This window comes from Marinobacter sp., from assembly GCF_048259445.1.
Classification (GTDB): Bacteria; Pseudomonadota; Gammaproteobacteria; order Pseudomonadales; family Oleiphilaceae; genus Marinobacter.
In genome coordinates, this window is record NZ_JBLXHQ010000006.1 from 86,969 (window position 1) to 110,327 (window position 23,359).

Below are 23,359 nucleotides of genomic sequence, written 5' to 3' on the forward strand. Positions count from 1 at the left end.
GTTAGAGTAATTGAAGAAATAGATTTAATGCTTGCTGCGCCAATGGCGAAGATCCTGTTCGGTAATCGCAAACACACCGTCGCCACCATTACTGAATTCCAGCCAGGTGAACGGGAGGTCCGGGTAAGCCTCATCCAGAGCCACCCAGCTATTCCCTACCTCAACCACCAGCAAACCACCCGGCGTAAGATGCTCCGCAGCTCCCGCGATAATCCGGTGCGCTATATCCAGCCCATCATTACCAGCAGCCAGACCAAGCGCCGGCTCATGGTGGAACTCATCAGGCATATCCGCCAGATCTTCCGCATCAACATAGGGCGGATTACTGACAATAATATCGTACCGCCCGCTTATGCTCGCGAACACATCGGATTCTACGGTGCGCACACGGTCGCGGAGCTCGTGGAATTCAATGTTTGACTCGGCAACAGCCAGTGCATCCGGTGAAATATCGGAAAGATCCACGCGGGCGTCCTCAAACACCGAGGCAACACCTATACCGATGCAACCACTCCCCGTGCACAAATCAAGAACCCGCTCAACCGGCTTATCTCCCAACCAGGGCTGAAAGCCGCTTTCAATCAGCTCTCCAATCGGTGAGCGCGGCACCAGCACACGCTCATCCACATGGAACGGCATACCCATAAACCAGGCTTCACCGAGAAGATAAGCCATGGGAACACGCTCATCGATACGGCGACGAATACGCTCAAGAACAAGCTCACGTTCTTCACGGGTAAGGCGCGCATCCAGAAACAGCGTATTGTTTTCCAGAGGAAGATGCAGGCTGCGCATCACCAGTTGAACCGCTTCATCCCAGACGTTGTCTGTGCCATGGCCAAAGAAAACCCTGGAAGCAGAGAACTGCGAAGAAGCGTAGCGAAGGTAATCGCGCACGGTACGGAGATCTTCAATCGGGCTGGTCACAAACACGGTTTCCTGTAGATTCGGTTCAGCGCAGAATTATACGCTGTTTCATGGCGTTGCTGCAGCCACGTAAAGTCTCTGCGACTGCATCGGCTCAGATCGCCAGTGGCCCCGAGCTGTTCCGGTTGTCCTCAAAGCGATCCAGCGCGGCGGACATGCGCTCCCTCCCAAGCTGAATCAATTCAGGGGCCTTGTGATAGTCATAGCTGCGCGATGCATTCTTCGGAACGTTTACCAGAAGATCCGGCGGGTAACCGGCAAGTTTGTACTGCACTAAAGCACTCTGCATGGTTTCGATGGTGAGATTCATCACGTCAAATTTACCAATTCCGAGTTTGTCCCAATCAATCGTTTCGTAATCTTCCAACAGCTTTTTATCAGTTGGCTTGTGGTGTTCTTTTTTCTGGATTTCTTTGGAGATTTTGTCTTCTGGCGTGTCATCGGAACCGGATTTTTTCGGCCCGAGAGCTCTTATAGTGTCCCAGTCAAACCATCTTGAAGCTTTATTACGGAGCGTTTCCATCCACTCATCCATATCGCCCCCCCCACTCTCATGGCCGGCAAAGGCAGCATCGGGTATTCTCTGGCGCCGATCATCTTCGCCACTGAGGTTAACCGCTACGATAATATCGGCGTGGGATGAAATGGTCGGAACAATAGGAAGCGGATTTAGAACGGCGCCGTCTACCAGAACCCGACCATCGAGCACCAGAGGCGTAACGACACCCGGGATAGCGACGGATGCACGGATTGCCCTGTCGAGAGGACCTTCCTGAAACCAGATTTCCTTATGGGCGAGCAAATCCGTGGCAACAGACGTGTAATGCAGTGGCAAATTCTCGATACGGGTATCGCCTAACATCTCCCGCACCACCGAGAAGATCTTCTCGCCCCGGATCGCGCCAACAGCGTTGAACGTCAGATCCAGCAGTTTGAGCACATCAAACTGGCCCAGCCCGGTTACCCAGTCCTTGTAATCCTGCATTTTTCCGGCAGCGTACATTCCGCCCACCAGCGCACCCATGGAGCACCCGGAAATCGCAACAATGTTGTAGCCGCGTTCCGCCAGTACTTCTATGGCACCAATGTGTGCATAGCCACGTGCCCCACCGCTGCCAAGGGTAAGAGCGACCGTTGGACGCCTGCGCTCTGGCCCCTTGTCTTCAGCTCTGGCATTACCCTGGGCGGGTGAAATGTCGGGGCCTTCCAGCACTTTGGACACATCATTTTCCGACACCTGACTACCTCGTTATAACCATCACTTCAACGCGGTCACCCTGCCGGGCCGGATCGGTAACAACTACAGAGGGCCCAACGATCAAGAGTTCCTGCTGCTGCCGGGAAACCCCGGTTTTTGCCAATACTTCAGACAGCGACTCGGCAGCCTGACGGGCGCGCTCCATTGAATCATTGAACGACTCATCCGCGGCAAGCCCGGAGTAACCCACCAGAACCACTCTGGCACCCTCGTCCCGAGCCAGTTCGTTTATCTTCCGGCGATCCGTCGACTGCCAGTCAAACCGGTATGTAACTCCACCTTTCCAGGGCACAACCACCGGTCCGAAAACCCTGTTATTCACAGAATCAAGACCCGGTACAGCCGCTCCGGCGTCAACCTTCAGGTGCTCAATCCAGACATACTCTCGCAGGTTGCCACGGGTAACCGTGTAAACAGACGTTAGCCAACGGCTGCCATCCTCTGCTACCTGGCCCGCCACCATATAATCCTGGGTAGCGTCGCGGCCGTATAGAACCGCCTGGCTGAAAATCTGGTTTGCCCACACGTTGCTGCGCCCGCAGCGAATGCCCGAGCACTCGAACAGAATTTTCGCACCGCGGTCCCTCAGCAGCCCAAAATAGTGTTCCCGGGCTTCCCGACGACTTGAATCACGGGAGATCTGATACAACCTCCCTTCTCCGGTAACCGGAAGTCGGGCCATGGATTCCGAGCGAATTTCGTTGTTGACTTCGCGCACGGGGCTGAAAAGAACGAGATGCCCGGAAGATTTGATCGGAGCCGTTGCCTCCAGCGTTGACTGGGCGAATGCCTCCGGCTGTGTTTCAGGTAATGCCGCACCGGCAAGCACCGGGCTCGCCGAAAGCAGCACGACAGCAAGAAAACGGAATAAAACTGATTTTGGCAAGGTATCACTCATTTACAAGAAAGTTTATGACAGCATCTGCAACAGGGCGCGTGTCTCCGTCCAGATGACAATGGTGTCCGCCGGGTACATCCACTGTTTGCAGACAGGGCATCGCATCTGCCCGTTTATCCATCCCTTTCCGATTAGCAAACAGCCCCTCCGTAGCACGTACGAACAGAGTCGGGGCCTGGATGGCTTTCAATGACGCAACAACCTGCTCCTCGGTCATCATAAGTTGAGATGGGTGCCGCAACCGAGAATCCGTGCACCAGCTATATCCGCCACCTTCGGGTTTAAGGTTGCGCGGCATCAAGCTCAGCGCCGCATCGTGACTCAGTGGGCTGAGCCCGCCTTCACGGACTTTTGCCGCCGTTACTATGTCAGGATAGACAGCAGAACGGCCAGAACCGGCGATTCGTTTTTTTATGGATTTACGAAGCTGTGGAACCGTTTCACTGACGGGGCGGCTAAGCGCACCCAGGCTGTCGATCATCACAAGCCTTCGAACTCTCTCAGGGAAAGCCGCCGCGTAGAGCGCTCCTACAATGCCACCCAGTGAGTGACCAACAATGTCGACCTTCCCGTCGTGAAAGTACTCTTCAATCAGTTCGGTTATATCCGCAACGTAATCCATCAGCAGATAGCCCTGGCCTGGAGGGCGGTGTCCGGAATGACCGTGTCCCGCCATATCCACTGCGTACAAAGACGACAGCTTTGTCAGTTCCGGCGCAATTCTGGAGAACGTCAGGCTGTTATCCAGCCAGCCGTGCAGCATGATAATCGGTGGGCTGGTTGCTTGAGAGGATGCGTCTGCAGGCCAACTCAGACCTGCCAGGGTGATATGTCGAAGTGGCCATTCCGCTTCGCGCACAGCAACCTCGTCTTCGTGAAGGCCTGGCAGTGTTGCAATGTCACTCATCTCTTGACCGCACCTCACATCGTATGGGTCGGTCGGTCAGAGCTTAACGAACCGGCGAGATAGGACTCGATTTTGGTTCTGGCACTTGGGTCATCACCATTGAACTGCACACCTATGCCTGCAGCGCGGTTACCCTGAGCTCCTTTGGGTGTGATCCAGATAACCTTGCCTGCGACCGGTATCTTCTCGGGCTCATCCATAAGATTCAAGAGCAGAAAAACCTCATCGCCAAGCCGGTACTGTTTCTGGGTCGGTATAAACAGGCCACCCTCGCGGATGTAGGGCATATAGGCTGCATATAAAACCGCTTTGTCTTTAATCGTCAGGGTAAGAATGCCGCTGCGCGCACCAAATCCGGGCCCCATATCTGACACCTTCTAAAAAATGATTAGTGGTAATAGAAATATATCGTTCTGAATAATTGAATACTTGAAAATCCCTGATAATCCCGAATCATAGCAGTTGTTCCGAGCAAAAGCGCACTCAGGACGCGCGGCGTTTCGCGGGCATCAAGCCACGCCAGGCGATCAACAACCGGCTGGCTTCAAGCTCAGGGTTCACGTTGTATACGCCGGCAGCCCTGGCTTCCCGAACCATATCCAGCAGCTCATGGGCACGCCACGCGGGATTGATGCCTGCCAGAAACCCGAGCATTTCCTCGGCTTCATGATCGTTTGCTTTGCCTCCGGCACACAGCCGGGCCAGGTCGGCTGCCCATCCTTCAAACAGCCAGAGCATATCCTCAAGCCCCAACGCCTTAAAGGCTTTCGCAGCTTCCGACACAGCAACCTGGCCTTTCATGAATTGCCGAAACTTCTCGAATGCCTCATCCCGTAACGCCGGGAACTCGCCTGTGGCGTATTCAAGCGCGAGACGAGGCGCATTACCCGCGAGCATCAACGACTTTGCCATTAACTCGGCAGAGGGCTGTTTTCCGTCCTCAAGCTCCGCAACCCTGGCGGCCAGCCATTGGCCGGCCTGGTCACCGGATGGCAAGGGAACCGACATTACCTGGCACCTTGACCGAATGGTCGGCAACACCGGTCGTCCACTTTCCTGCAGCAGCAACAGAACAAAATCCGCGACAGGTTCTTCAAGGGTTTTTAGCAGAGCATTGGCAGAGTTGATATTAAGCTGATCGGCCCGGTCGATAATAGCAATCTTGCGGGCCGCAACCTGGGGTGATGAAACCGCAAAAGCTGAAAGCGACCTTATCTGATCGATTTTGATCATCCGGGATTTCTCGGGCGAATACACCCGCACATCCGGATGGCTCGAAGCGGCAAGCAGCTGGCACTGACGACACTCCCCACAGGCAACGGACTCACCGGTGTTCTCATTGGCCAGGGGGCTGGCGCACAACAGAAGACCGACAACGGCATCAGCCCAGGCCCGTTTGCCAACACCACACTCGCCGGTCAGCAATAGCGCGTGAGGAAGCCTGCCATCAGCAAAACGCTTCTGGACGTCCTGCCAGGCATTTTGAAGCCAGGGCATTTCCAGGGATATATCAGTCACTGTGCTTTCCTGAGTGAAGCTTGAGCCGGAACATTCCGGGTGGTCTTCCTGTCTGTTCTGCGAAGCTGCCGCTTCATGGTAGCCAGCAGTCTGCGCAACCGCTGCAAATCATCGGTTTCGCCCCGGTCAGACCGTGGACTATAGTAATGGCTGTTGACCATTCGGGCAAAGAGCCTCGCAGAATCGGCTAACGCTGGTTCCGCAACAGCCAGCCGGGAAGCCAGCGCCGCAGGCGTTTCGCCGTTTCTGACAGGTACACCGGCTCGCGCACACAATTGGTGCCAGGCACCCAGCACGCGCTGGTAGCCATCCTGTCGACCGCCGCGACGCATTTGCAGAGCCGATATGAGACCGGCAATCAGGAGGCCGGCGCCGACAATACCGGCTGTGAGATACCCCAGTTCTCGCATGCCAAACCCGCCCGGCAAGCGGGACATCAGGTCCATCTGGCTCTGACCCTGGTAACCAACCACCCAGCGCTGCCATTGATAGTTAATCCGATCAAGCTGCAGGCTTGCCCACTGGATAACCGCTACGTCACCGTAACGCTGGGCAGATGCCCAGTTGTTCTCCAGGAACGAGCCCTCATCGGCCACCGCATCCCTGAGGCCCGACTCAATCCGGTCTGGCGCTATGGCCGCAGTAGGATCAATACGCACCCATCCCTGCCCTTCAACCCAGGCCTCAACCCAGGCGTGGGCATCATACTGGCGAACAATCAGGTATTCGTCGCCTGCGCCGCTCTCGCCGCCCTGATAACCGACAACTATCCGTGCCGGAATGCCGGCCGAGCGCAAAACAAAGGCCGTCGCGCCCGCATAGTGAGCGCAGAATCCGCGCTTTTCATCGAAAAGCAGGCTGTCGATACCGTCTTCCGGCATTCGGGGCGGTCGCAGCGTGTAGAAATAAGGCTGCTCCCGGAAACGACCCAGTAACGTGCGAATCACACCAATGTCATTGGTTGACTGCTTCAGCTCATCAGCCAGGGCCCGGGCCCTCGGGTTTCCCGTTGCCGGAAGCTGAAGAAACCGGCGCGCCTCACCCGGTGTCAGGGTTTCCTCTGAAGATCCCACCGCATTCTCACGGGCCAGCCTGTAGCGAACAGGGCTGTCTGCGGGCCTGCGGAAGCGGAAAAGATCGTCAGGTTCTTTCACTACGTTATCCGAAACAGCCACAGAACCTTCAAGCGCAAAGGCCCAGCGCTGATCCGTCGGTTCCATCAAAACATCGTATTCCCGTGGCTTCAGTTCACCAACACCACCATCCACGTTAACCCGCCCGGGTGCCCGGTAGGGCTCATACCCACTTTGCCGCCAGGTTCCGTCATCAAGCGTGTCCAGAATCAGCCCGCGCCAGTACCTGTCACGATATTCCGGCATTGGGCCGCCGAAGCTGACCCGGAAGGCTCGTTCGCTGCTTTGCGCCAGGCTGGATATGTCCCCTGGCCGCATGGAGTCGCTGATACCGGTTCGCGCCTGGCCCGACACCAGCGGTACGCTCCACAAGGGTGCCGTGCGAGGGAAAAATACGAACAACAACACAACAACGGGCAGAACTTTCAGCAGCATTACGCCCAGCCTGCGCCAACCCGCCTTCATGCCCCCGGGAAGCTCGGGGGCATTGAGCACCTGAAGCCCGATAAGCAAAAAGGCAATTGCACCTACATTTACCAGCGCCCAATGAATCTCCTGATGAAACAGAAAGTTCACCGTGGCCAGATACACCAGAATATAGAACAGCACATAAAAGTCGCGGGGCGTTCGGGTTTCGAGCCACTTCAGGCCCACTGTCAGCACAAAAAACGAGGCTGCGGTATCAACGGTAAAGCTGCCTTGAACGCGAACAAGATAGACCGCAACCAGTATCAGCATAATGCCCGTACGCAGCCAGCGCCCCGGAAGTCGAACACGACCCTGCTGAGCGAGCCAGCGCCAGCCTGCCAGAGCGATACACACTGTTATCAGCCATATGGGCAAACGATCAAGCTGGGGCAACAAAAGGAGTGCAAAACTCAGGATCAGCCAGAGTAGCGCCCGCGAGGGCACGCCATCACCTGGCTTTTCAGCCTCATCTTTCCGGCGATTCCAGAATCTCATGGCCGGCCTCCTGAGGTCACAGCCGCAGGCCTGGCTGAGTCCCCGTAACTGCGTGTTCCGTGGGGTTCGGAAAATGCATCCCTTGGCTTCTTCTCGCCCCAGGTCGCCAGAGCCCTCAGACAACGGGTTGTATGCGCGGGGCCACTATCCGGTTCTATCACCTGGCCCGGCAAGTTCAGGCCGAACCTGGCCCCGCTTTTACCCCGTTCAAGAACGAGCCATGATAGATAACTGAGGCGCAACTCATGATCAGCCCCGGGAAAAGCGTTGAAATCCAGCCAATGAGGGCTTCCTTTATCAGCTTCCCAATCCGCAACGACCATCTGCCCGCTGCGCACAAACCGCTTCCACATCACGCGCTGGCTCATATCGCCTTCACGCCAGGGCCTTATTTCTGCGTGGTCGTTGCCTTCCGGAGAGCGAGAACTGGCAGTTTCGTCGCCATCCTCCACCGCACTGATCACCTCGGGGGCCACAAGCGGGCGCGGAAAAACCACGGCAGCAGAAACCGGCCGCATCCACGACCATGCCTTCAGCAAGCCGAAGGGAAAGCGGGTTTCAATCTTTATCTGATCTGGCCGCAGATACCCTCTGAATGCAGAAGGCACTGGAAAAGCCACATCGACCGATTGGCCAGACGGCACATGTCCCACACGCACAGATACATCGTCGCCGGAGAGCGTAAGCGCGATGGCATCGTCTTTTCCGGCAGCCGCTCGCAACCGGAAGAGGATTTCATCACCGGCAAATCCCTCACCCGCCTGAACAAGCGTCAGCTCAAGACCGGAAAGGTTCCGGTGGGTCTGGTGCATGGCACCCACGAACACCGCACCCAGCAGAAAAGTAATGAGGTAAATCAGACTGTTCTGATAGTTGATGCCAGTAATCAGCATAATCAGCAACAGCATACCGAACACCACGCCAGCAGCTGTTGGCAAAATGAAAAGGTTTCTCTGGGTAAGTAACTGGACATCAGAACGTGGAATTCGACGATTGATCCAACGCTGCCAGCGGCTACGGATTATTCTGCTCATTGTGCCCCTGAGGCCGGTATATCTCTGAAAAGTTCAACACAGCTAAAAAGCACGGCTATCTTAACCGTCTTGGCGCAGGTTTTTATAACAGTACGACAAATCAAGGATACTGATCACAAACCAGCGGGCCTGAGCTTGAAATACTGTCTGACAACCCGAATACTCGCAGTGAGAAGCGTACTGACTGCTGTAACCTCAGACACGCCTCCTACCTGAGTTTACCGCAGCAAGAGGCCAGATTATGAAACTCAAGAATCTTCCGGCCGGCGCAGGTGTCCGCGCGCCGGTTTTCTCACGTGCAGTTACACAGATTGCTGCAGCCGTAACAGCCACACTCGCTGCCGCAGCGTCGCTGCCGGTTCTTGCGGGCGTCCAGGCGATGACATCGGACGAAATGGTTGAAACCTATGTAAAGGATTCCGCGGTCATCGTCGTACCAAGAGAAAACCGCAAGTCGGAAGCCGATCGCCAACGCATCATCCGGGCCCTGACGATATCTCCGGGTGAACCTGTGATTACAGAGGCAGAAGAAGAAGCCTATCGCGAAGCGCTTCAGCGACTTACCGACGAGGGGAAATCGGATGCCCTTGCGAATGCAGAGGAAGAGTTCCTTCGTCGCGCCCTGCTCCTGCCGCAGGAGGAACTGGCAAGAGCCCAGCCTCCGGCGGAGTTCACCCCGACTATTCCACCGCTGATCTTCGGACAGCAGATGCAGATTCCGGATGAACCTTTCACCCAGACGTTTCTCAACGATCAGCTGGGCATCGGTTTTGACGGGCAGAACCTGAACTTCTCGATTGGCACGCCGCCCGGAATTGGCCAGATACGGATTCCACAAGGGATCAACGAAGGCCCGATAAGGCTGACACCACGCGCGGGCGGCGGGTTTGATCTTTCGATTCAGGTGCCGGATCAATAACAAAAAACGCCCCGCAGTGCGGGGCGTTTAAGCATTACTGGTGTTCAGGTCAGATTAGTGACCGTATACAGCCAGCTTGGTGTCGGTTACAGCCAGGTTGTCGATGGCCAGTGAACCGATAGAGGTTCCACCGATTTCAACAGCACCAACTGTAACGTCCATGTAGACATTGTTTACGTCGATGCGCAGAACGTCAGTTGCAGTGGATGCGCCCAGACCGGAGCCCTTGTAGATGTCCAGGTTGACGTTAGCAAATCCAGACAAAACACCGTATTTCTGCGCCTGCGCGGGATCGGTTAGATCAAGGCCAAAATCAGCAGGGCCACCACCGGCAACTGTTTGACCATCACCGTCGTAGTCGAAGTTTGCGCCAGCACCGGTGATCGCCAGATCACGAATACCCACCCCCAGGAACTCAACATCGAAGTCCATATCGGTAACGTCAAATGCCGCTACAAGGTTCAGGTGATCAGTCGCCGTATCAACCTGGATATCCAGCTGAGCCAGGTTACCGTAACCACTCAGGTTGGAGATCAGAGTTGTGCTGTCGCTACCAGTGTTACCAGCCAGAAGTTCCATCGAACCAATAGTCATACCCCAGTCAATCGGGTTGCCGTCAAGAGTGCCAACATGAATTTTGGCGTCGCCGTCGTCAAGAACGTCGATGTCAATCTTCAACTGATCCAGGAGTCCGTTTGTAACATTACCGTTCGTATCCAGTAACTGGCCATCAGCAGTCACACCAGCACCACCAAGAACGATGTCGTTCACCGCGAAGGAGCCTTCATCCGTGTACTTGAACTGACCGATGCTGACTTTGGTTTCCAGCTCGATGGTGACACCGGCCTGACCGGTAACGTCGCCCATTGCGGTATCGTTCAAAGCTTGCAGTTCAGCGTTGGCTGCGAAGGGTGCAGCAGCTATAGCTGCTACCAGAGCAATTTTCTTCAGGCCTTTCATTATTATCTCCTTATAAACTCATTTTGTTGTTATCTGAGTTTTTAGTTTTGGGTATGGAGTTCACCACTCCACGAATCCATTTAAGATTGTTTAACAGTCCTAGTCCGTGACTGCTTTCACAATTCTTTACCCATTACTTACAGCCTGTAACAAATCGCGACTGAGTCTCAACTCAATTGGCACCACCCTTTATATCCGCTTTGCTGTCATAAAATATCTGGAAAGGTTTTTCACTGGTGACCGGTTCCGCATAGGCCACCTTGCCGTTTTCGATCTGGTAGGGAATAACCTTGTTTCCTGCAATACCCAGGCGGTGTTCGTACTCAATCACCAGGGCTTCATCATCGCTGTCTTCGCGCAGTTTTCCGGTGTACAGGATCGTCGCCGCGTGTATTTTTCCCCGACGAGCGACAGACTTTAAAGCTGCGCGATACATCAGAATACGTATTTGGGCAGGTGCATCCTCAGCCTGTCCATCCAGATCGATGCGTTTGATGGTTGAGCCATCTTCAAGGAGCATCCAGGCTGAAGGCATATTGGGGGCGGAGTCTGTCAGTGTTTCTGAATACTCATCCGTCGCCTGTTTCGTGAGGTTCAGTATTTGCCGCTGGCCGAGAACGGCATATCTGGACAACTCCTGCTTTATGGCCAGTTCCTGCTCTTGAGACATTTTGGCGCCAGGTGTTTCTTCCGCGCTCAAGGCGGGGGTAAAGGCAAAAGCAGTCACCAAAATGGCGTTCAGTAAGGATTTTCCAGGATGGGGCATCGTTCTTGTTCCTGTTTTGTATGCGTTAATTTTCCACGCCAAGGCAGGCCAACTCCGCTAGAATGGCGTTTTCTGATTCCGGGCTGGCGGCTGTCATATCTGAGCGTATTCATTAGACCAGCGCCCCTCCGGAGCCGACAATGCCCGTTTTGTGGCCTGCGTATCATTCTTCCAATTAACCGGAGTTAATTTGCCACTTCCTGTTTCCTCTCCCCTTACCCGCGAAAACTACGAGCGACTCCTTGCCCACGCCGCAAGTCAGCCGGACTTTGCCTATCTTGGAAGTGTCGGGGGTGGCGATGGCCGGGGTTCATTCAGTGGGTTTGCAGCAGGTGCGATTGCAACGAAGTTCATAAAGTCCGGTGACAAAGACGCCCTGGACACGGGCAAGCTTGCGTCAGAAATGGAGAGCCTGATTCAAAAATACGAAATTCCAGTGCGCGGTGAGCCAACCATTCTCATGGGCGGGTGGATCGGTTTGCTGAGCTATGAATTCGGATACATCAGAGAAAAACGCTTATCGGCACTCTGCCCTGTGCCCGCGACTCCCTTGCTTTTCGCAGGCTTTTACCTCTGGACCGCCAGCCATAACCGGGAAACTGATACCTATTACCTCTGGGTACACCCCGAGTGTCCGAAACCGACGCTCAACCTTATTAAGTCCTGGCTATCGTCCAGGCCGGCCCCCGGTTCAACAGAATGGAAAATGGTTTCACCCTTCAAAGCCCGCCAGCCGGCGCAAGAGTTTATGGAGGGTGTTGAAGCGGTCCAGCGCTACATCAACGCCGGTGACTGTTACCAGGCCAACCTTTCCCAGGAATTTGCAGGCAGCTACACCGGGAATCCCTGGCTCGCATTCAAGGCACTTGCCGGCGCCAACCCAACGCCCTATAGCGCATTTCTTAAAACCAATTCGGGTGCAGTGTTATCCATTTCCCCCGAACGCTTTCTGGAAATTCGTGGTCGCACCATAAAGACCAGCCCGATAAAAGGTACCCGGCCAAGGGGGAAGACTCCTTTGGAAGATGCAGGCTATGCCGCTGAACTGGAAGCTTCGGAGAAAGACCAGGCTGAGAACCTGATGATCGTGGACTTGCTGCGCAATGATCTCAGCGTTCACGCAACGCCGGGGTCGGTGACCGTAGACAAACTGTTTGCGCTGGAGTCTTACCGGAATGTTCACCATCTGGTCAGCCACGTTCGCGCGGAACTTGCGGATGGTGCCTTACCTATGCAAGTTCTGTTTGATGCCTTTCCAGGCGGTTCCATTACAGGCGCACCGAAAATCCGTGCCATGGAGATCATCCGGGAACTGGAACCACACTGGCGCGGGCCCTATTGCGGGTCAGTGTTTTATCGGGGGCTGGATGGCACCCTGGACAGCAACATCGCTATTCGCACCTTGCTGTGCGAGAACGAGAACGAGAGCGGCGAAGAGGTATCGAAAGAGCGAGGAACAATCCGCTGTTGCGGAGGCGGCGGAATAGTGGCGGACTCGAATCCGGAAAGTGAATACCAGGAAACGCTCACCAAAGTGAAACCGCTGATGGATTTCCTGGAAAATATGAACCAGGGCGACTGAACCTCGCCCCGGGTTTGCAGGCTCAGGCGTTGTGAACGGTACTCGCCTTCAGAAATTCTTTCTTCAGGTCTTCAAATTCATGCACAGCCGGGTACTGAGGGAATTCATCAATCACATTCTGGGGCGCGTGGAACAGAATGCCTGCTTCCGCCTGCCCCAGCATGGTGGTGTCGTTGTACGAATCCCCCGCCGCAATCACCCGGTAGTTAAGTAACTGGAACGCGCGGACTGACTGGCGTTTCGGGTCTCTCTGGCGCAGCAGGTAGTTGGTAATCTGGCCGTTGTCTGCCACTTCCAGCTTATGGCATAGCAGCGCCGGGTAACCCAGCTTCTTCATCAGCGGCATAGCGAATTCATAGAAGGTGTCTGAAAGAATCACCACCTGAAAACGCTCTCGAAGCCAGTCCAGAAACTCCCGGGCACCCGGTAGCGGATCCAGTGTACCGATGACTTCCTGAATGGCAGGCAGGCCGTATCCATGCTCATCCAGAATCCGGAGACGTTGCTTCATAAGAACATCGTAATCAGGAATATCGCGGGTAGTTGCCTTGAGCTCTTCAATACCGGTTTTTTCCGCAAACGCGATCCAGATTTCCGGGATCAATACGCCTTCAAGGTCAAGACATGCCAGTTCCACAGTGATCTCCTGATTCATGTTCCAATTAAGAATGCCGAATGAGAGCAATGCCCGCACCCCTGTTATCGAGGCGGTATCATAAGAAAAACCGGCGAAGAATGCATCGTGCATCGCAATAAAACCGCAAGGTTTTCACCATGTATTTATCGAGCGGGGTATAACCATATAGATTGTCATTCCTTCATGGAATTAGGCATTTAATGCTAACCTTCATCGAAATCCGCATCAGGTGCTGACAATTTATGAGCAATATCCGTGAGCTACAGGACGAGCTTGGCAACGAGAGCCCAAGAGAAATTCTGAAGGCTGCCTTCAAACGCTATGACAAGATCGCGATTTCTTTTAGTGGTGCTGAAGACGTGGTGCTCATCGAGATGGCCCACAAGCTGACGGATAACCTGAGGGTATTCACTCTCGACACAGGTCGCCTGCACCCGGAGACTTACGAGTTTATAGAGCGCGTGCGTAAACACTACGGCATCAGTATTGAGGTGCTGTTTCCAGACACAGGTGAAGTTCAGGAACTGGTGAACAGCAAGGGCATGTTCAGTTTTTATGAGGATGGCCACAGCGAGTGCTGCGGCGTTCGCAAGGTCAACCCGCTCAAGCGCAAGCTGGCAGGCGTGGATGCCTGGATAACAGGGCAACGCAAGGATCAGAGCCCGGGTACCCGGAATGAGGTGCCGGTTATTCAGGAAGACGTCACCTTCTCAGGCCCCGGCAAAACCCTGATCAAGTTCAATCCCCTGGCGAACTGGACATCAAACGAAGTCTGGGACTACATCCGGATTACAGAAGCGCCCTATAACGCGCTCCACGAAAAAGGCTTTGTGAGCATCGGCTGCCAGCCCTGCACTCGCCCGGTGCTGCCGGGGCAACATGAACGGGAAGGCCGCTGGTGGTGGGAAGAAGCAACACAGAAAGAGTGTGGCCTGCATGCAGGTAATCTTATAACCCGCCAGTAAGCAGCCTGGCGGGAACTGCCGCAGCCTAGTAAGTGGGTAACTCGACGTCCTTGAACAAGGCTTCTATCTCGCTGCGGCTGCTCTGGTGCGCAACGGCTTCATCAATGGCCTCCTTGGTCAGATGGGGCGCAAAGCGCTGGATGAAGTCATACATGTAGCCGCGCATGAAGGTACCCTTGCGGAAACCAATTCGCGTAACGCTCGGGCGGAACAGTTTTTTGGCATCCAGAGCAACCAGATCCGGATCTGTTTTGGGGTCAAACGCCATACTCGCAATAATGCCGACACCAAGTCCCAGACGCACGTAGGTTTTGATAACGTCGGCATCCGCTGCAGTGAACACAACTTTTGGTGTCAGACCTTTAGACTGGAACGCCTCATCAAGTTTCGACCGCCCGGTAAAGCCAAACACGTAAGTCACCAGCGGATATTCTGCCAGCTTCTCAAGCGTCAGTTCGGGCAGCTGGGCCAAGGGGTGATCCTTGGGCACAATCACCGTTCGATTCCAGCGGTAACAAGGCATCATGATGAGATCGTTGAACAGTTCCATGGCCTCCGTCGCTATGGCGAAATCAACGGCTCCGCTTGCCGCCATTTCGGAAATCTGCATCGGAGTGCCCTGATGCATGTGCAGCGACACATCCGGATAGGATTCGATAAACCCGCTGATAATGGGCGGCAACGCATACCGTGCCTGCGTGTGGGTTGTGGCAATACTCAGGTCGCCCTTGCGTTGGTTACTGAATTCCTGGGCGATCTTTTTAATGCCTTCTGCACGGCGCAGTATCTCACCGGCTTCACGCACAATGATTTCACCGCCCGGGGTGATGCGAGTCAGGTGCTTACCGCTGCGGGCAAATATTTCCAGGCCCAGCTCATCTTCAAGAAGGCGGATCTGCTTGGAAATGCCCGGTTGAGAGGTAAAAAGGCTCTGAGCGGTTGCCGACACGTTGAGATCATGGTGCGCAACTTCCCAGATATAGCGCAACTGTTGTAGTTTCATTGACTCTGTCGCTCCCTGAGCTTCCGGCCTGCGGCGGGCTGCATATAAATGTAAATTTTCAGACAACGTTCTAGAATACGCATAACGCGCCTACTTTTCATTCTATTTTAGTATAGAACAGCACTTTGCCTCAGTTTAGACCAAAATTGCATTCGCGCAGCTTAAGACGCTCATGTTTGTTTCGCCAGCCCTTGACTTGACAGAGACAAAGCACACAATTCGGTATCCACATTTATCCGGCATCCGGGAAGGCAATGCTGTTAACCACCAAGTTCCTTAGGCCTGCCTCTGATCCACGTGCTGTCTGGCGCGAGCGCCTCAGCTCACTGCTGACTCCGGGCGATCCAAAGCGCCTGAACCTTGTGATCGCGCCAGCAGGATTTGGTAAAACAACACTAGTGAGCCAGTGGTGCGCACGCTCTACAGGGCCGATTGCCTGGCTGTCTCTGGATGAACATGACAACGAGCCGCAGCGTTTCTGGCAATACGTCGCCGCTGCCTTTGAGCACGCAGGCCTGACCGGGCTTGAGAAGTGTCACAAAGACATGGCCGGCAACGCAGACGATAATCTGAGTGGCGCAATCACTGCACTAATCAACGCACTCGCATCCGATGGCGGCCCCTGGATTCTGGTTCTGGATGATTTCCACTTCATTGCCAGCGATCAGATTCAGCGACAAGTCGCGTATTTTGTCGACTACCTTCCGCCAGGCGTCACGGTTACTCTCGTGTCACGAATTGAACCTCCCCTGCCTCTGGGCCGCTGGCGCGTCCGCCGGTGGGCGCAAGAGATCCACCCCGCTTTACTCGCGTTTTCCAAAGATGAGTGTCGTGATTTCTTCCATCAGACGATGGGCCTCGCCATTTCCGAACAGGACGTAGAAACAGTCTGCAGCCGCACGGAGGGCTGGGTCGCGGCCATGCAACTCTCTGCGTTATCGGGAAATAACAGCACGCTGCTAAGCGATGCAAATGCGGGCCCGGACACTCCAAACCCTGCACTCAGCATCGACGAACGCCACATCAGCGACTACGTACTCAGCGAAGTACTCGATAAACAGCCTGACGAGATCGTTGCATTTTTACTGGATACCGCCTGCTGCCCAAGGCTTTGCGCATCTCTTTGCAACACCATCCGCAACACCAGCGACGGCCAGGAAAAGCTGGAGACTCTGCTTTCACAGAACCTCTTTCTGATCCCGCTGGACAACCACAACGAATGGTTCCGTTACCATGACCTGTTCCGCGATGCGTTACTGCAGCGTATCCGCCAAACGGACTTGGCCCGCTCCCGGTTGCTATGGCGACGCACGGTGGAATGGCTTCTGGAGCATGGGCAGGTTCAGGAAGCCATCGCGCAGATTGTGCAAAAAAAGGACTGGCTCTGGCTTGCAGAAGTTCTGGCGGCCCATGGCAACAACCTGATTCACGGAGGCTACCACCTGCCTGTGCTGGCCTGGCTCGATGCTCTTCCCGCAGACCAGATTGCTGAAAACGCCCAGCTGCAGATGCTGCGTATCTGGGGTCGGTTCTTTGCCAACAGGCTTGAGCAGCTGGAGCCGCTGCTTTCCAACATTGAAGACGTGCTGGACCGACGTGTCGCGAACTCTGCCCCGGATGCTGAAGGCGCGCTGGCTCTGCACAGTGAGATTTCCCTTATACGCTCCTACCTCGCCCGGTCGCGCCGTGATGAAAAAAGCGCCAGTGATCTCACGCGTCAGGTTCTTGCCGATATTGATCACACCAGAATCCCGCTGAAATCGGTTACCTATTACGGCCTGGGACTCGATGATTACGGTAAGGGCGATCTCAAGGGCGCTGAAGAAGCGCTGAAGTCTGCCGTCCACTACGGGCAGGTTGAACGCAAGCCCAGCACAGTGCTTTCCAGCGGGGGTTTGCTCGCCTGGATCCAATACAACCGCGGCGATATGGATCTTGCGCTGGATACCTGCACCGAAATCCAGACATGGGTGGGCCTGCACTATGCAGACCCGGCCCAGCCCAGACTGATTTCATGCTGGCTCAATGCCACCCTCACCGAGATCTACCGGGAGCGAAATCAACCAACGGATGCCGCCTTACACCTTGCGCCTTTACTGGAACATGTAACTCAGGGCACGGAGCCCGGGCAGCATGTCATCATTCAGCATGTTCGCGGGCATCTGGCCTTCAGTGAAGGCCGTTTTCAGGATGCAATCGAGTTTCTTGAAGACGCAGAACAGACGGGCCGGAAGCGCAGGGAGCAGATTGTCTTTGAGCCTCCGGCCAGCGCAGCCCTTCTGGCCCGGTGTTTACTGGCAGCGGGCCAGACAACTCAGGCTCGCCGAAGCATGGATTCACTGGAAAGCTACCCCGCAACCAACCCACTTAACCGGGAACAGAACAGGATCAGCCTTGCCAGACTGCTGATTGCGGAAGGTAGCCTGGAAAAAGCGCTGGATCTGCTTGAAACACTGATTCCGGAAGCCGAGCGAAATGAACATGTCCGCCACCTGGTGGAAGCGCGTCTCGTTTATGGCGAAGCACTGGCGCTGAAAAATCAGGAACAGAACAGCCGTGAACAGTTTGAGCGCGCAGTCACCCTGGCAGCTGAGGCCGGCTTCCTGCGCCTGTTTGCCGAAGAGAGCCCGCGTTTACGGAATCTGCTCCTTGAGGTACCTGGCCTGAACACCAGCGGAAGCTGGCAGCGTAGCGTGCAGTCTCTGCTCAAAAGCCAGAAGGCGTTAACGAAACCTGACAGCACGCAATCTTTCCTTGCGGAACCTCTGAGCCAGCGGGAACTTGAAGTACTGGAACTGATAAACGCAGGCCATGCAAACAAAGACATCGCGGCACGTATGGGCGTTGCACCGGCAACGGTAAAAGCTCACATACGCAACATCTACGGCAAACTCGAGGTTGGGCGCAGAACAGAAGCACTTGCCCGGGCGCGGCAACTGGGTCTTCTCGCCCAATAATCTCCCGTATTTTTTGTGAAAGACATCACATTCAACCAGAACTTTTCTCGCCCACTACGCCCTTTGGACGATTCGGTTACGCCCCCTGCTCCTTTATTATTATTTCCACGGTGGGGCAACCCCTCACTCTGAATTCTGAAACTTCAGGCCTTCAGTCTTCTTGTAACGCGTTGTTTCTACGCATGGGTTCTTTCAGGACCCCCTGGATATAAGCCAGCCCTCGGGCTGGCTCTTTTTTTACCTCTCGATGATGCGTCGAAACGGTGGCAGAGAATCCAGCAACAACTGCCCATAGCGCCTCGCGACTATACGGCGATCAAGAATTGTCACCCGACCAGTATCTTCCTCGGTTCTCAGCAGCCGACCAACAGCCTGTACCAGCTTGATCGAGGCATCTGGCACCGTAATTTCCATGAACGGGTTGCCACCGCGCTGGCTCACCCACTCCGCGAGGCTCGCCTCAATGGGATCATCCGGAACCGAGAACGGCAACCGTGTAATCACTACGTGATGCAGATATTTACCGGGCAGGTCGATACCTTCGGCAAAGCTCGCAACGCCGAACAATACACTCGCCCGGTCCTCATCAATCCGGGCCCTGTGTTGCCGTAACACCTCGCCCCGGGACATATCATCCTGGGTAATGATCAGATCCGGGTACTCCGGCGCCAACGCATCCCGTACCTGATGCATCTGCCGTCGGGAGGTGAACAGCACCAGTGTGGCGGTTTCGCCGGCCCATACGCCCGGAAGTCGTTTTATAAGCTCATCCGCAAAACCGTCATCGGTTGGCATGCAGGCCATGGCCGGCACTTCGACGGTCGCCATCTCTCCATAGCGAAAAGAGCTGGGAACGACCAGCATACGGCTGGCTTCCGGCAGCCCTGCTCTGGCCTGCAGCCGGTCAAATCGACCCAGCGCAGTCAACGTGGCGCTGGTAAGGACAGCGCCGTATGCCCGTGACCAGAGTCTTGAATAAAGCAGGTTGTCTGCCAGTACCGGCGAACTGAACAGCGTAATGTCTTCAGCATGATCCCAGCGCTGCCGCACACTCCAGCGCGCCGGAGGGGGGCTCCGGTTTATACGACCTCTGGTCTTTTGTTCGTCAGTTCCCGACTCGTCAGCAACACCCTGCTCACCTTCATCCGGCGTTTTGCGACCACCAATCTGCTCGGTCCATGCCGTCCAGAGGCGCAGCTGGTCTTCAGACCGGCTGTGGAAAGCGCCGATAACCGGGTACCAGGCTTCAGCGGTATCCCGATCAATCTCATGCTGTTTACGCTCATCAAAAGCGCCCTGCAGTTCATCGGCCAATACGCCCAGATGCCGAACCAGATTGGCGGTAGCTATCCGGCTTTCAGAAGCCAGCTCCGCTAGCTCTTCCGGTAACTCACCCTCGGGGTAACGCCACTGTGCAGAGCGTCGTTCTTCATTGAACTCCCAGCCGGTATTCTGCTCGGCCTCTTCATAAACCCGGGCAAGTATAAGATCCACGTCGCGAGAAGCTGTACTTATACGATCGATGCTCTTGGCTGCCTGAGTAGCGGGCGCAAGATAGGGCTGCATTTTGGCCAATGCCTGGGATAACTGTTTGAGCCATTGCCGGGTGGAATTCAGCGGTACAGACGCCGCAAAGTGATTCAGTGCTTTGTCTGGCAGGTGATGGGCCTCATCAAATATGAACAACGCGTTTTCCGGTTCCGGAAGAATCGCGCCGCCGCCGAGAGCCAGATCGGCAAGCACCAGATCGTGGTTGGCTACCACGATGTCCACTTCATCCAGGTCTTTGCGGGCGTCAAAAAACGCGCAGCTGTCAAAATAGCTGCAGTGACGGTTAGTACACTGACGGTGATCCGTTGTTACCTGGCGCCAGACATCATCGGGTATCTGCTCAGGCCAGTGATCCCTGTCACCATCCCACTTGCGGGAACCGTAGCTCGCCAGCATTTCCTCAAAGAAGGCCCGTGTACCCGGCTCTTCGGTACCGTGATTATCCAGAAGAAACAGCGGCATGGTATCGCTGTCGCCGTTGCCTTCATCGTGCAGACGGGATTCCAGGCGGGACATACACAGGTACCGGCCGCGGCCTTTGGCAAGCGTCCAGGTAAAGTCCATTTTGCTGTGTTTCTTCAGATCAGGCAGATCTTTCAGAACAATCTGATCCTGCAGCGCCACGGTTGCCGTCGAGATTACAAGGGTTTTACCCAGAGCCCGTGCGACAGGAATCGCTGCAATCAGGTAAGCCAGAGTTTTACCGGTACCGGTGCCGGCCTCAACCACGCAGGCGGCTGCTGGCGAGGTTCTCTGGCCGTCATTTTCCGTGATGTCACCCATGTAGCGGGCAATTTCAGCGATCATGAGTCGCTGGCCATAACGTGCGCGAACGCCTTTACCCGCCAATACTTCCCGGTAGCTCTGCTGAATCTGCTGCTTGATGTCGTCGGTCAATGCCATCAGCGCGGGCTCATCCAGTCACGAACAATGCCCACGCGGAATTTCCTGCCCTGTTTGCTGAGCACAACGCCGTCTTCAGTCACCTCTTCTACAGTAATTCCGGAGAAAGACTCTCCCTGGCGCAGGTAGTGGCCGTTAATCATCACCCTGCTGGCGTAGGGATCGGTGGCGTAGATGTGGCTGTTGAACATCAGGTCCGGGATACTTTTCTGAAATGAAAGCGGCAATTCAACCAGGTGCGGCACTCTTGCGCCGGGCTCATCCCCGCGCAACGCAGGTGCCGGGCGTTCCGAGGGTAAAGACGGCGTAATAATAGTTGGCCGTTCACGGACAGGTTCAATGATTGGCTCGCTCACTGGTTCGGATTCCGGTAATGGTTCTGGCTCAGGTTCCGGTAATGATTCTGGCTCGGATTCCAGCAATAGTTCTGGCTCGGGCTGAGGGACAACAACTGCCTCAGGCTCGGGAGCTTGCAGGGGCACGCGCTCGGGCCAGAATATAACCGCCAGCACACCTGCATTCACCAGTAACGCCAGCGCCACCCAGACCACCGGGGAGATACGCCGCTTTCTCGGGCGGTGAATCAGTTGCACCTGCTGCCCGAGATCCGGGACTTTGCCCTGGCGGCGCTCGGTTTCGGACTTTCTGAGGGCATCGAGAATGTAGGACATAACCTAAGCTTCTCCTCCGGGCTTCATACCCACAAGCCTCGGAACATCCGCCTTCAGGTCGTTGTTTATCTGGATAACCGTCATGGCACCGGCAATCCCATCCACGGTAAGGCCTCGCAAGGACTGATACCAGCGCACCTGATCTTTAGCTGAAAGCCGCTTGATTCTTGCGCTGTCGGCAGGCGACTGGCTATGGGCTTCAGCCAACTCCATCATGCGCACCCCGATCCACAGTTCCTCGCCCGCAGCGGCACCGGAGGCGCTGCGACCAGCAAGGTAATCCGGCAACTGCCACAGCACCCGATACTCACCAAACCAGAAAGCCTCAAGGCTGGAAAACGATACCTGTTCCAGCCCTGAAGGCAGGGCAATTTCTGCGATATCGCCATCAAGTTGGCGCAGCACAACATAACCGCGATTACCGGCATCATCCTGGAGCATCAGCATGGCTGGCCTGTCGAGAAACGCCAGGCTTCGGCGGCTACCCTGCCTTTCCAGACAACCAAGACCCGATGCGCGGGCGAAATCACAGGCAACGGGCGACTCCTGCGGGTTGTATTCAACGCCCCAGATTTCAAACAGTCCGCGGAAAGCTTCGGGCTGACCAAGCGCCTGTTCAGGAAACCGGAACGCCGGACTTTCCGGGCTGGGGATGGCAGTGGCTTTCTCGACTTGAGTCGATACCGTTAAAGGTGCCGTTTGCTCATCTGGTTGTGCTTCTTGAGGTTCGCTTTCGCGTTGTATGGGGCCCCTTTGCTCTCCGGCAGTCATTTCCGCCGCCGTTTGTGGTTCTGAAGCAGTCTTCGACCCAGTCCATTGCTGATAGAACCAAAAGGTGCTGATCACAGCCAGAAGCAGCGATGCCATAAGCACCAGATAACCTGGCAGATCCGGCTTACCATCGGCTCGTGCGGGCTTTGGCCCGAGGTTGGTCCCCTTTACTTCTTTCGCGGCCTGCCGGATGTGGGCCGGCGTGACTTCATGCTCACCTTCAGCATAGGCACCCAGCAACGCACGATCACTGATCAGATTGATCAGACGCGGTATGCCATTGCTCAAACGGTAAAGTTTACGAACGGCCGAGGGCGAGAATACGTCTCCCCGCATACCCGCCACACCAAGCCGATAGCTGAGGTAGGCAGGCAGCTCATTACCGCCAATAGCATCCAGATGGTAGCGTGCGGTTACCCGCTGATTGAGCTGACGAAGTTTGGGAAGCGCCAGAATCTGCTGCAATTCCGGCTGGCCCAAAAGTACAATCTGCAGCAGTTTTTTCTCAGCTGTTTCAAGATTGGTCAACAGGCGCAACTGCTCCAGCACATCGGCCGACAGATTCTGTGCCTCATCAATCATCAGGACCTTGTGCCGCCCGGCCGCATGGGCTTTCAACAAATCCTGATTAATCAGATCGACCAGCAGTTTGGTGCTGGCACCGGCCGGATGATCAATCTCCAACTCATCACAAATAGAAGAGAGCAGCTCCCGGGCGGAAAGCCGGGGGTTAAGAATAAGGGCAATATCGACATGGGCCGGGGCACTTTCAATAAAACACCGGCTCACAGTGGTTTTACCGGTTCCGACTTCTCCGGTAATCACAATAAAACCGCCCTGCCCCTGCACACCGTACATAAGATGCGCGAGCGCCTCTTTATGGCGTTCGCTCAGGTAAAGGTAGCGGGGATCAGGCGCAATAGAGAACGGCGGTTCTCTGAAGCCGAAGAAATCGTAATACATGGGCGTCCAGTCAAATGCTCAGGCGCCGGGCTGTTCGGGCATTTGCCGAGCCGGGCTATACAGCAGCGTATCA

Annotated in this window: 19 protein-coding genes; 4 read left to right on the top strand and 15 right to left on the bottom strand. The window is 55.4% G+C overall.

The features are described 5' to 3' along the window. Window positions 1-24 precede the first annotated feature (24 nt). From prmB to ACN0RL_RS06545, 8 genes are all read right to left on the bottom strand, one after another. Window positions 25-927: a 50S ribosomal protein L3 N(5)-glutamine methyltransferase gene (prmB, locus tag ACN0RL_RS06510; RefSeq protein ID WP_417514911.1), complete on the bottom strand. Its 903-nt coding sequence runs from the start codon at window positions 925-927 to the stop codon at window positions 25-27. Between the two features lie 94 nt (window positions 928-1,021). Next, complete coding sequence (locus ACN0RL_RS06515; RefSeq protein ID WP_417515024.1) at window positions 1,022-2,122, bottom strand: patatin-like phospholipase family protein; 1,101 nt, start codon at window positions 2,120-2,122, stop codon at window positions 1,022-1,024. Between the two features lie 46 nt (window positions 2,123-2,168). Next, a complete protein-coding gene (locus ACN0RL_RS06520; protein ID WP_417514913.1) occupies window positions 2,169-3,071 on the bottom strand; it encodes a DUF4892 domain-containing protein in 903 nt (300 codons plus the stop codon). 4 nt (window positions 3,072-3,075) lie between these two features. Further along, the gene (locus tag ACN0RL_RS06525; protein ID WP_417514915.1) at window positions 3,076-3,990 is read right to left on the bottom strand and encodes an alpha/beta fold hydrolase; all 915 of its coding nucleotides are present in this window, start codon (window positions 3,988-3,990) and stop codon (window positions 3,076-3,078) included. A 14-nt stretch (window positions 3,991-4,004) separates the two neighbouring features. Further along, window positions 4,005-4,355: a PilZ domain-containing protein gene (locus ACN0RL_RS06530; RefSeq protein WP_417514917.1), complete on the bottom strand. Its 351-nt coding sequence runs from the start codon at window positions 4,353-4,355 to the stop codon at window positions 4,005-4,007. Window positions 4,356-4,473: 118 nt separating this feature from the next. Further along, window positions 4,474-5,508 (bottom strand): DNA polymerase III subunit delta', encoded by a 1,035-nt coding sequence (locus ACN0RL_RS06535; protein ID WP_417514919.1) that lies wholly within the window; start codon window positions 5,506-5,508, stop codon window positions 4,474-4,476. Then, the gene (locus tag ACN0RL_RS06540; protein ID WP_417514921.1) at window positions 5,505-7,604 is read right to left on the bottom strand and encodes a transglutaminase TgpA family protein; all 2,100 of its coding nucleotides are present in this window, start codon (window positions 7,602-7,604) and stop codon (window positions 5,505-5,507) included. Before ACN0RL_RS06540 ends, ACN0RL_RS06535 begins: the two co-directional genes overlap by 4 nt. After that, window positions 7,601-8,638 (bottom strand): DUF58 domain-containing protein, encoded by a 1,038-nt coding sequence (locus ACN0RL_RS06545; RefSeq protein ID WP_417514923.1) that lies wholly within the window; start codon window positions 8,636-8,638, stop codon window positions 7,601-7,603. Before ACN0RL_RS06545 ends, ACN0RL_RS06540 begins: the two co-directional genes overlap by 4 nt. A 241-nt stretch (window positions 8,639-8,879) precedes the next feature. Here ACN0RL_RS06545 and ACN0RL_RS06550 point away from each other — a divergent pair, with 241 nt between their 5' ends. Further along, the gene (locus ACN0RL_RS06550) at window positions 8,880-9,557 is read left to right on the top strand and encodes a hypothetical protein (protein WP_417514925.1); all 678 of its coding nucleotides are present in this window, start codon (window positions 8,880-8,882) and stop codon (window positions 9,555-9,557) included. A 54-nt stretch (window positions 9,558-9,611) separates the two neighbouring features. On the opposite strand, the gene ACN0RL_RS06555 is transcribed toward ACN0RL_RS06550, so the two are convergent. Continuing rightward, window positions 9,612-10,517, bottom strand: coding sequence for a DUF6160 family protein (locus tag ACN0RL_RS06555; protein WP_417514926.1), 906 nt, complete (start codon window positions 10,515-10,517; stop codon window positions 9,612-9,614). Between the two features lie 172 nt (window positions 10,518-10,689). After that, window positions 10,690-11,283: a hypothetical protein gene (locus ACN0RL_RS06560; protein ID WP_417514928.1), complete on the bottom strand. Its 594-nt coding sequence runs from the start codon at window positions 11,281-11,283 to the stop codon at window positions 10,690-10,692. A gap of 190 nt (window positions 11,284-11,473) precedes the next feature. Here ACN0RL_RS06560 and pabB point away from each other — a divergent pair, with 190 nt between their 5' ends. Continuing rightward, the gene (gene pabB, locus ACN0RL_RS06565; protein WP_417514930.1) at window positions 11,474-12,865 is read left to right on the top strand and encodes an aminodeoxychorismate synthase component I; all 1,392 of its coding nucleotides are present in this window, start codon (window positions 11,474-11,476) and stop codon (window positions 12,863-12,865) included. A 22-nt stretch (window positions 12,866-12,887) separates the two neighbouring features. Here pabB and thrH read toward each other — a convergent pair whose 3' ends face one another. Next, the gene (thrH, locus tag ACN0RL_RS06570) at window positions 12,888-13,502 is read right to left on the bottom strand and encodes a bifunctional phosphoserine phosphatase/homoserine phosphotransferase ThrH (protein WP_417514932.1); all 615 of its coding nucleotides are present in this window, start codon (window positions 13,500-13,502) and stop codon (window positions 12,888-12,890) included. A 242-nt stretch (window positions 13,503-13,744) separates the two neighbouring features. Between thrH and ACN0RL_RS06575 the strand changes: the two genes are divergently transcribed. Then, complete coding sequence (locus ACN0RL_RS06575) at window positions 13,745-14,467, top strand: phosphoadenylyl-sulfate reductase (protein WP_417514934.1); 723 nt, start codon at window positions 13,745-13,747, stop codon at window positions 14,465-14,467. 25 nt (window positions 14,468-14,492) lie between these two features. Here the strand turns inward: ACN0RL_RS06575 and cysB are convergent, their stop codons facing one another. Then, window positions 14,493-15,470, bottom strand: a complete 978-nt coding sequence (cysB, locus tag ACN0RL_RS06580; RefSeq protein WP_417514936.1) for an HTH-type transcriptional regulator CysB — start codon at window positions 15,468-15,470, stop codon at window positions 14,493-14,495. A 254-nt stretch (window positions 15,471-15,724) separates the two neighbouring features. On the opposite strand from cysB, the gene ACN0RL_RS06585 reads away from it, so the two are divergent. Beyond that, window positions 15,725-18,427 (top strand): LuxR C-terminal-related transcriptional regulator, encoded by a 2,703-nt coding sequence (locus ACN0RL_RS06585; protein ID WP_417514938.1) that lies wholly within the window; start codon window positions 15,725-15,727, stop codon window positions 18,425-18,427. 237 nt (window positions 18,428-18,664) lie between these two features. On the opposite strand, the gene dinG is transcribed toward ACN0RL_RS06585, so the two are convergent. Genes dinG through ACN0RL_RS06600 form a run of 3 tightly spaced genes read right to left on the bottom strand, consistent with a single transcriptional unit; the run spans window position 18,665 to window position 23,286 of the window. Further along, on the bottom strand, window positions 18,665-20,881 hold the full coding sequence (gene dinG / locus ACN0RL_RS06590) for an ATP-dependent DNA helicase DinG (protein ID WP_417514940.1): 2,217 nt from the start codon (window positions 20,879-20,881) through the stop codon (window positions 18,665-18,667). Then, the gene (locus ACN0RL_RS06595) at window positions 20,881-21,552 is read right to left on the bottom strand and encodes a general secretion pathway protein GspB (RefSeq protein ID WP_417514942.1); all 672 of its coding nucleotides are present in this window, start codon (window positions 21,550-21,552) and stop codon (window positions 20,881-20,883) included. The genes dinG and ACN0RL_RS06595 overlap by 1 nt, the downstream gene beginning before the upstream one ends. A 3-nt stretch (window positions 21,553-21,555) precedes the next feature. Continuing rightward, a complete protein-coding gene (locus ACN0RL_RS06600) occupies window positions 21,556-23,286 on the bottom strand; it encodes an ExeA family protein (protein WP_417514944.1) in 1,731 nt (576 codons plus the stop codon). Window positions 23,287-23,359 lie beyond the last annotated feature (73 nt).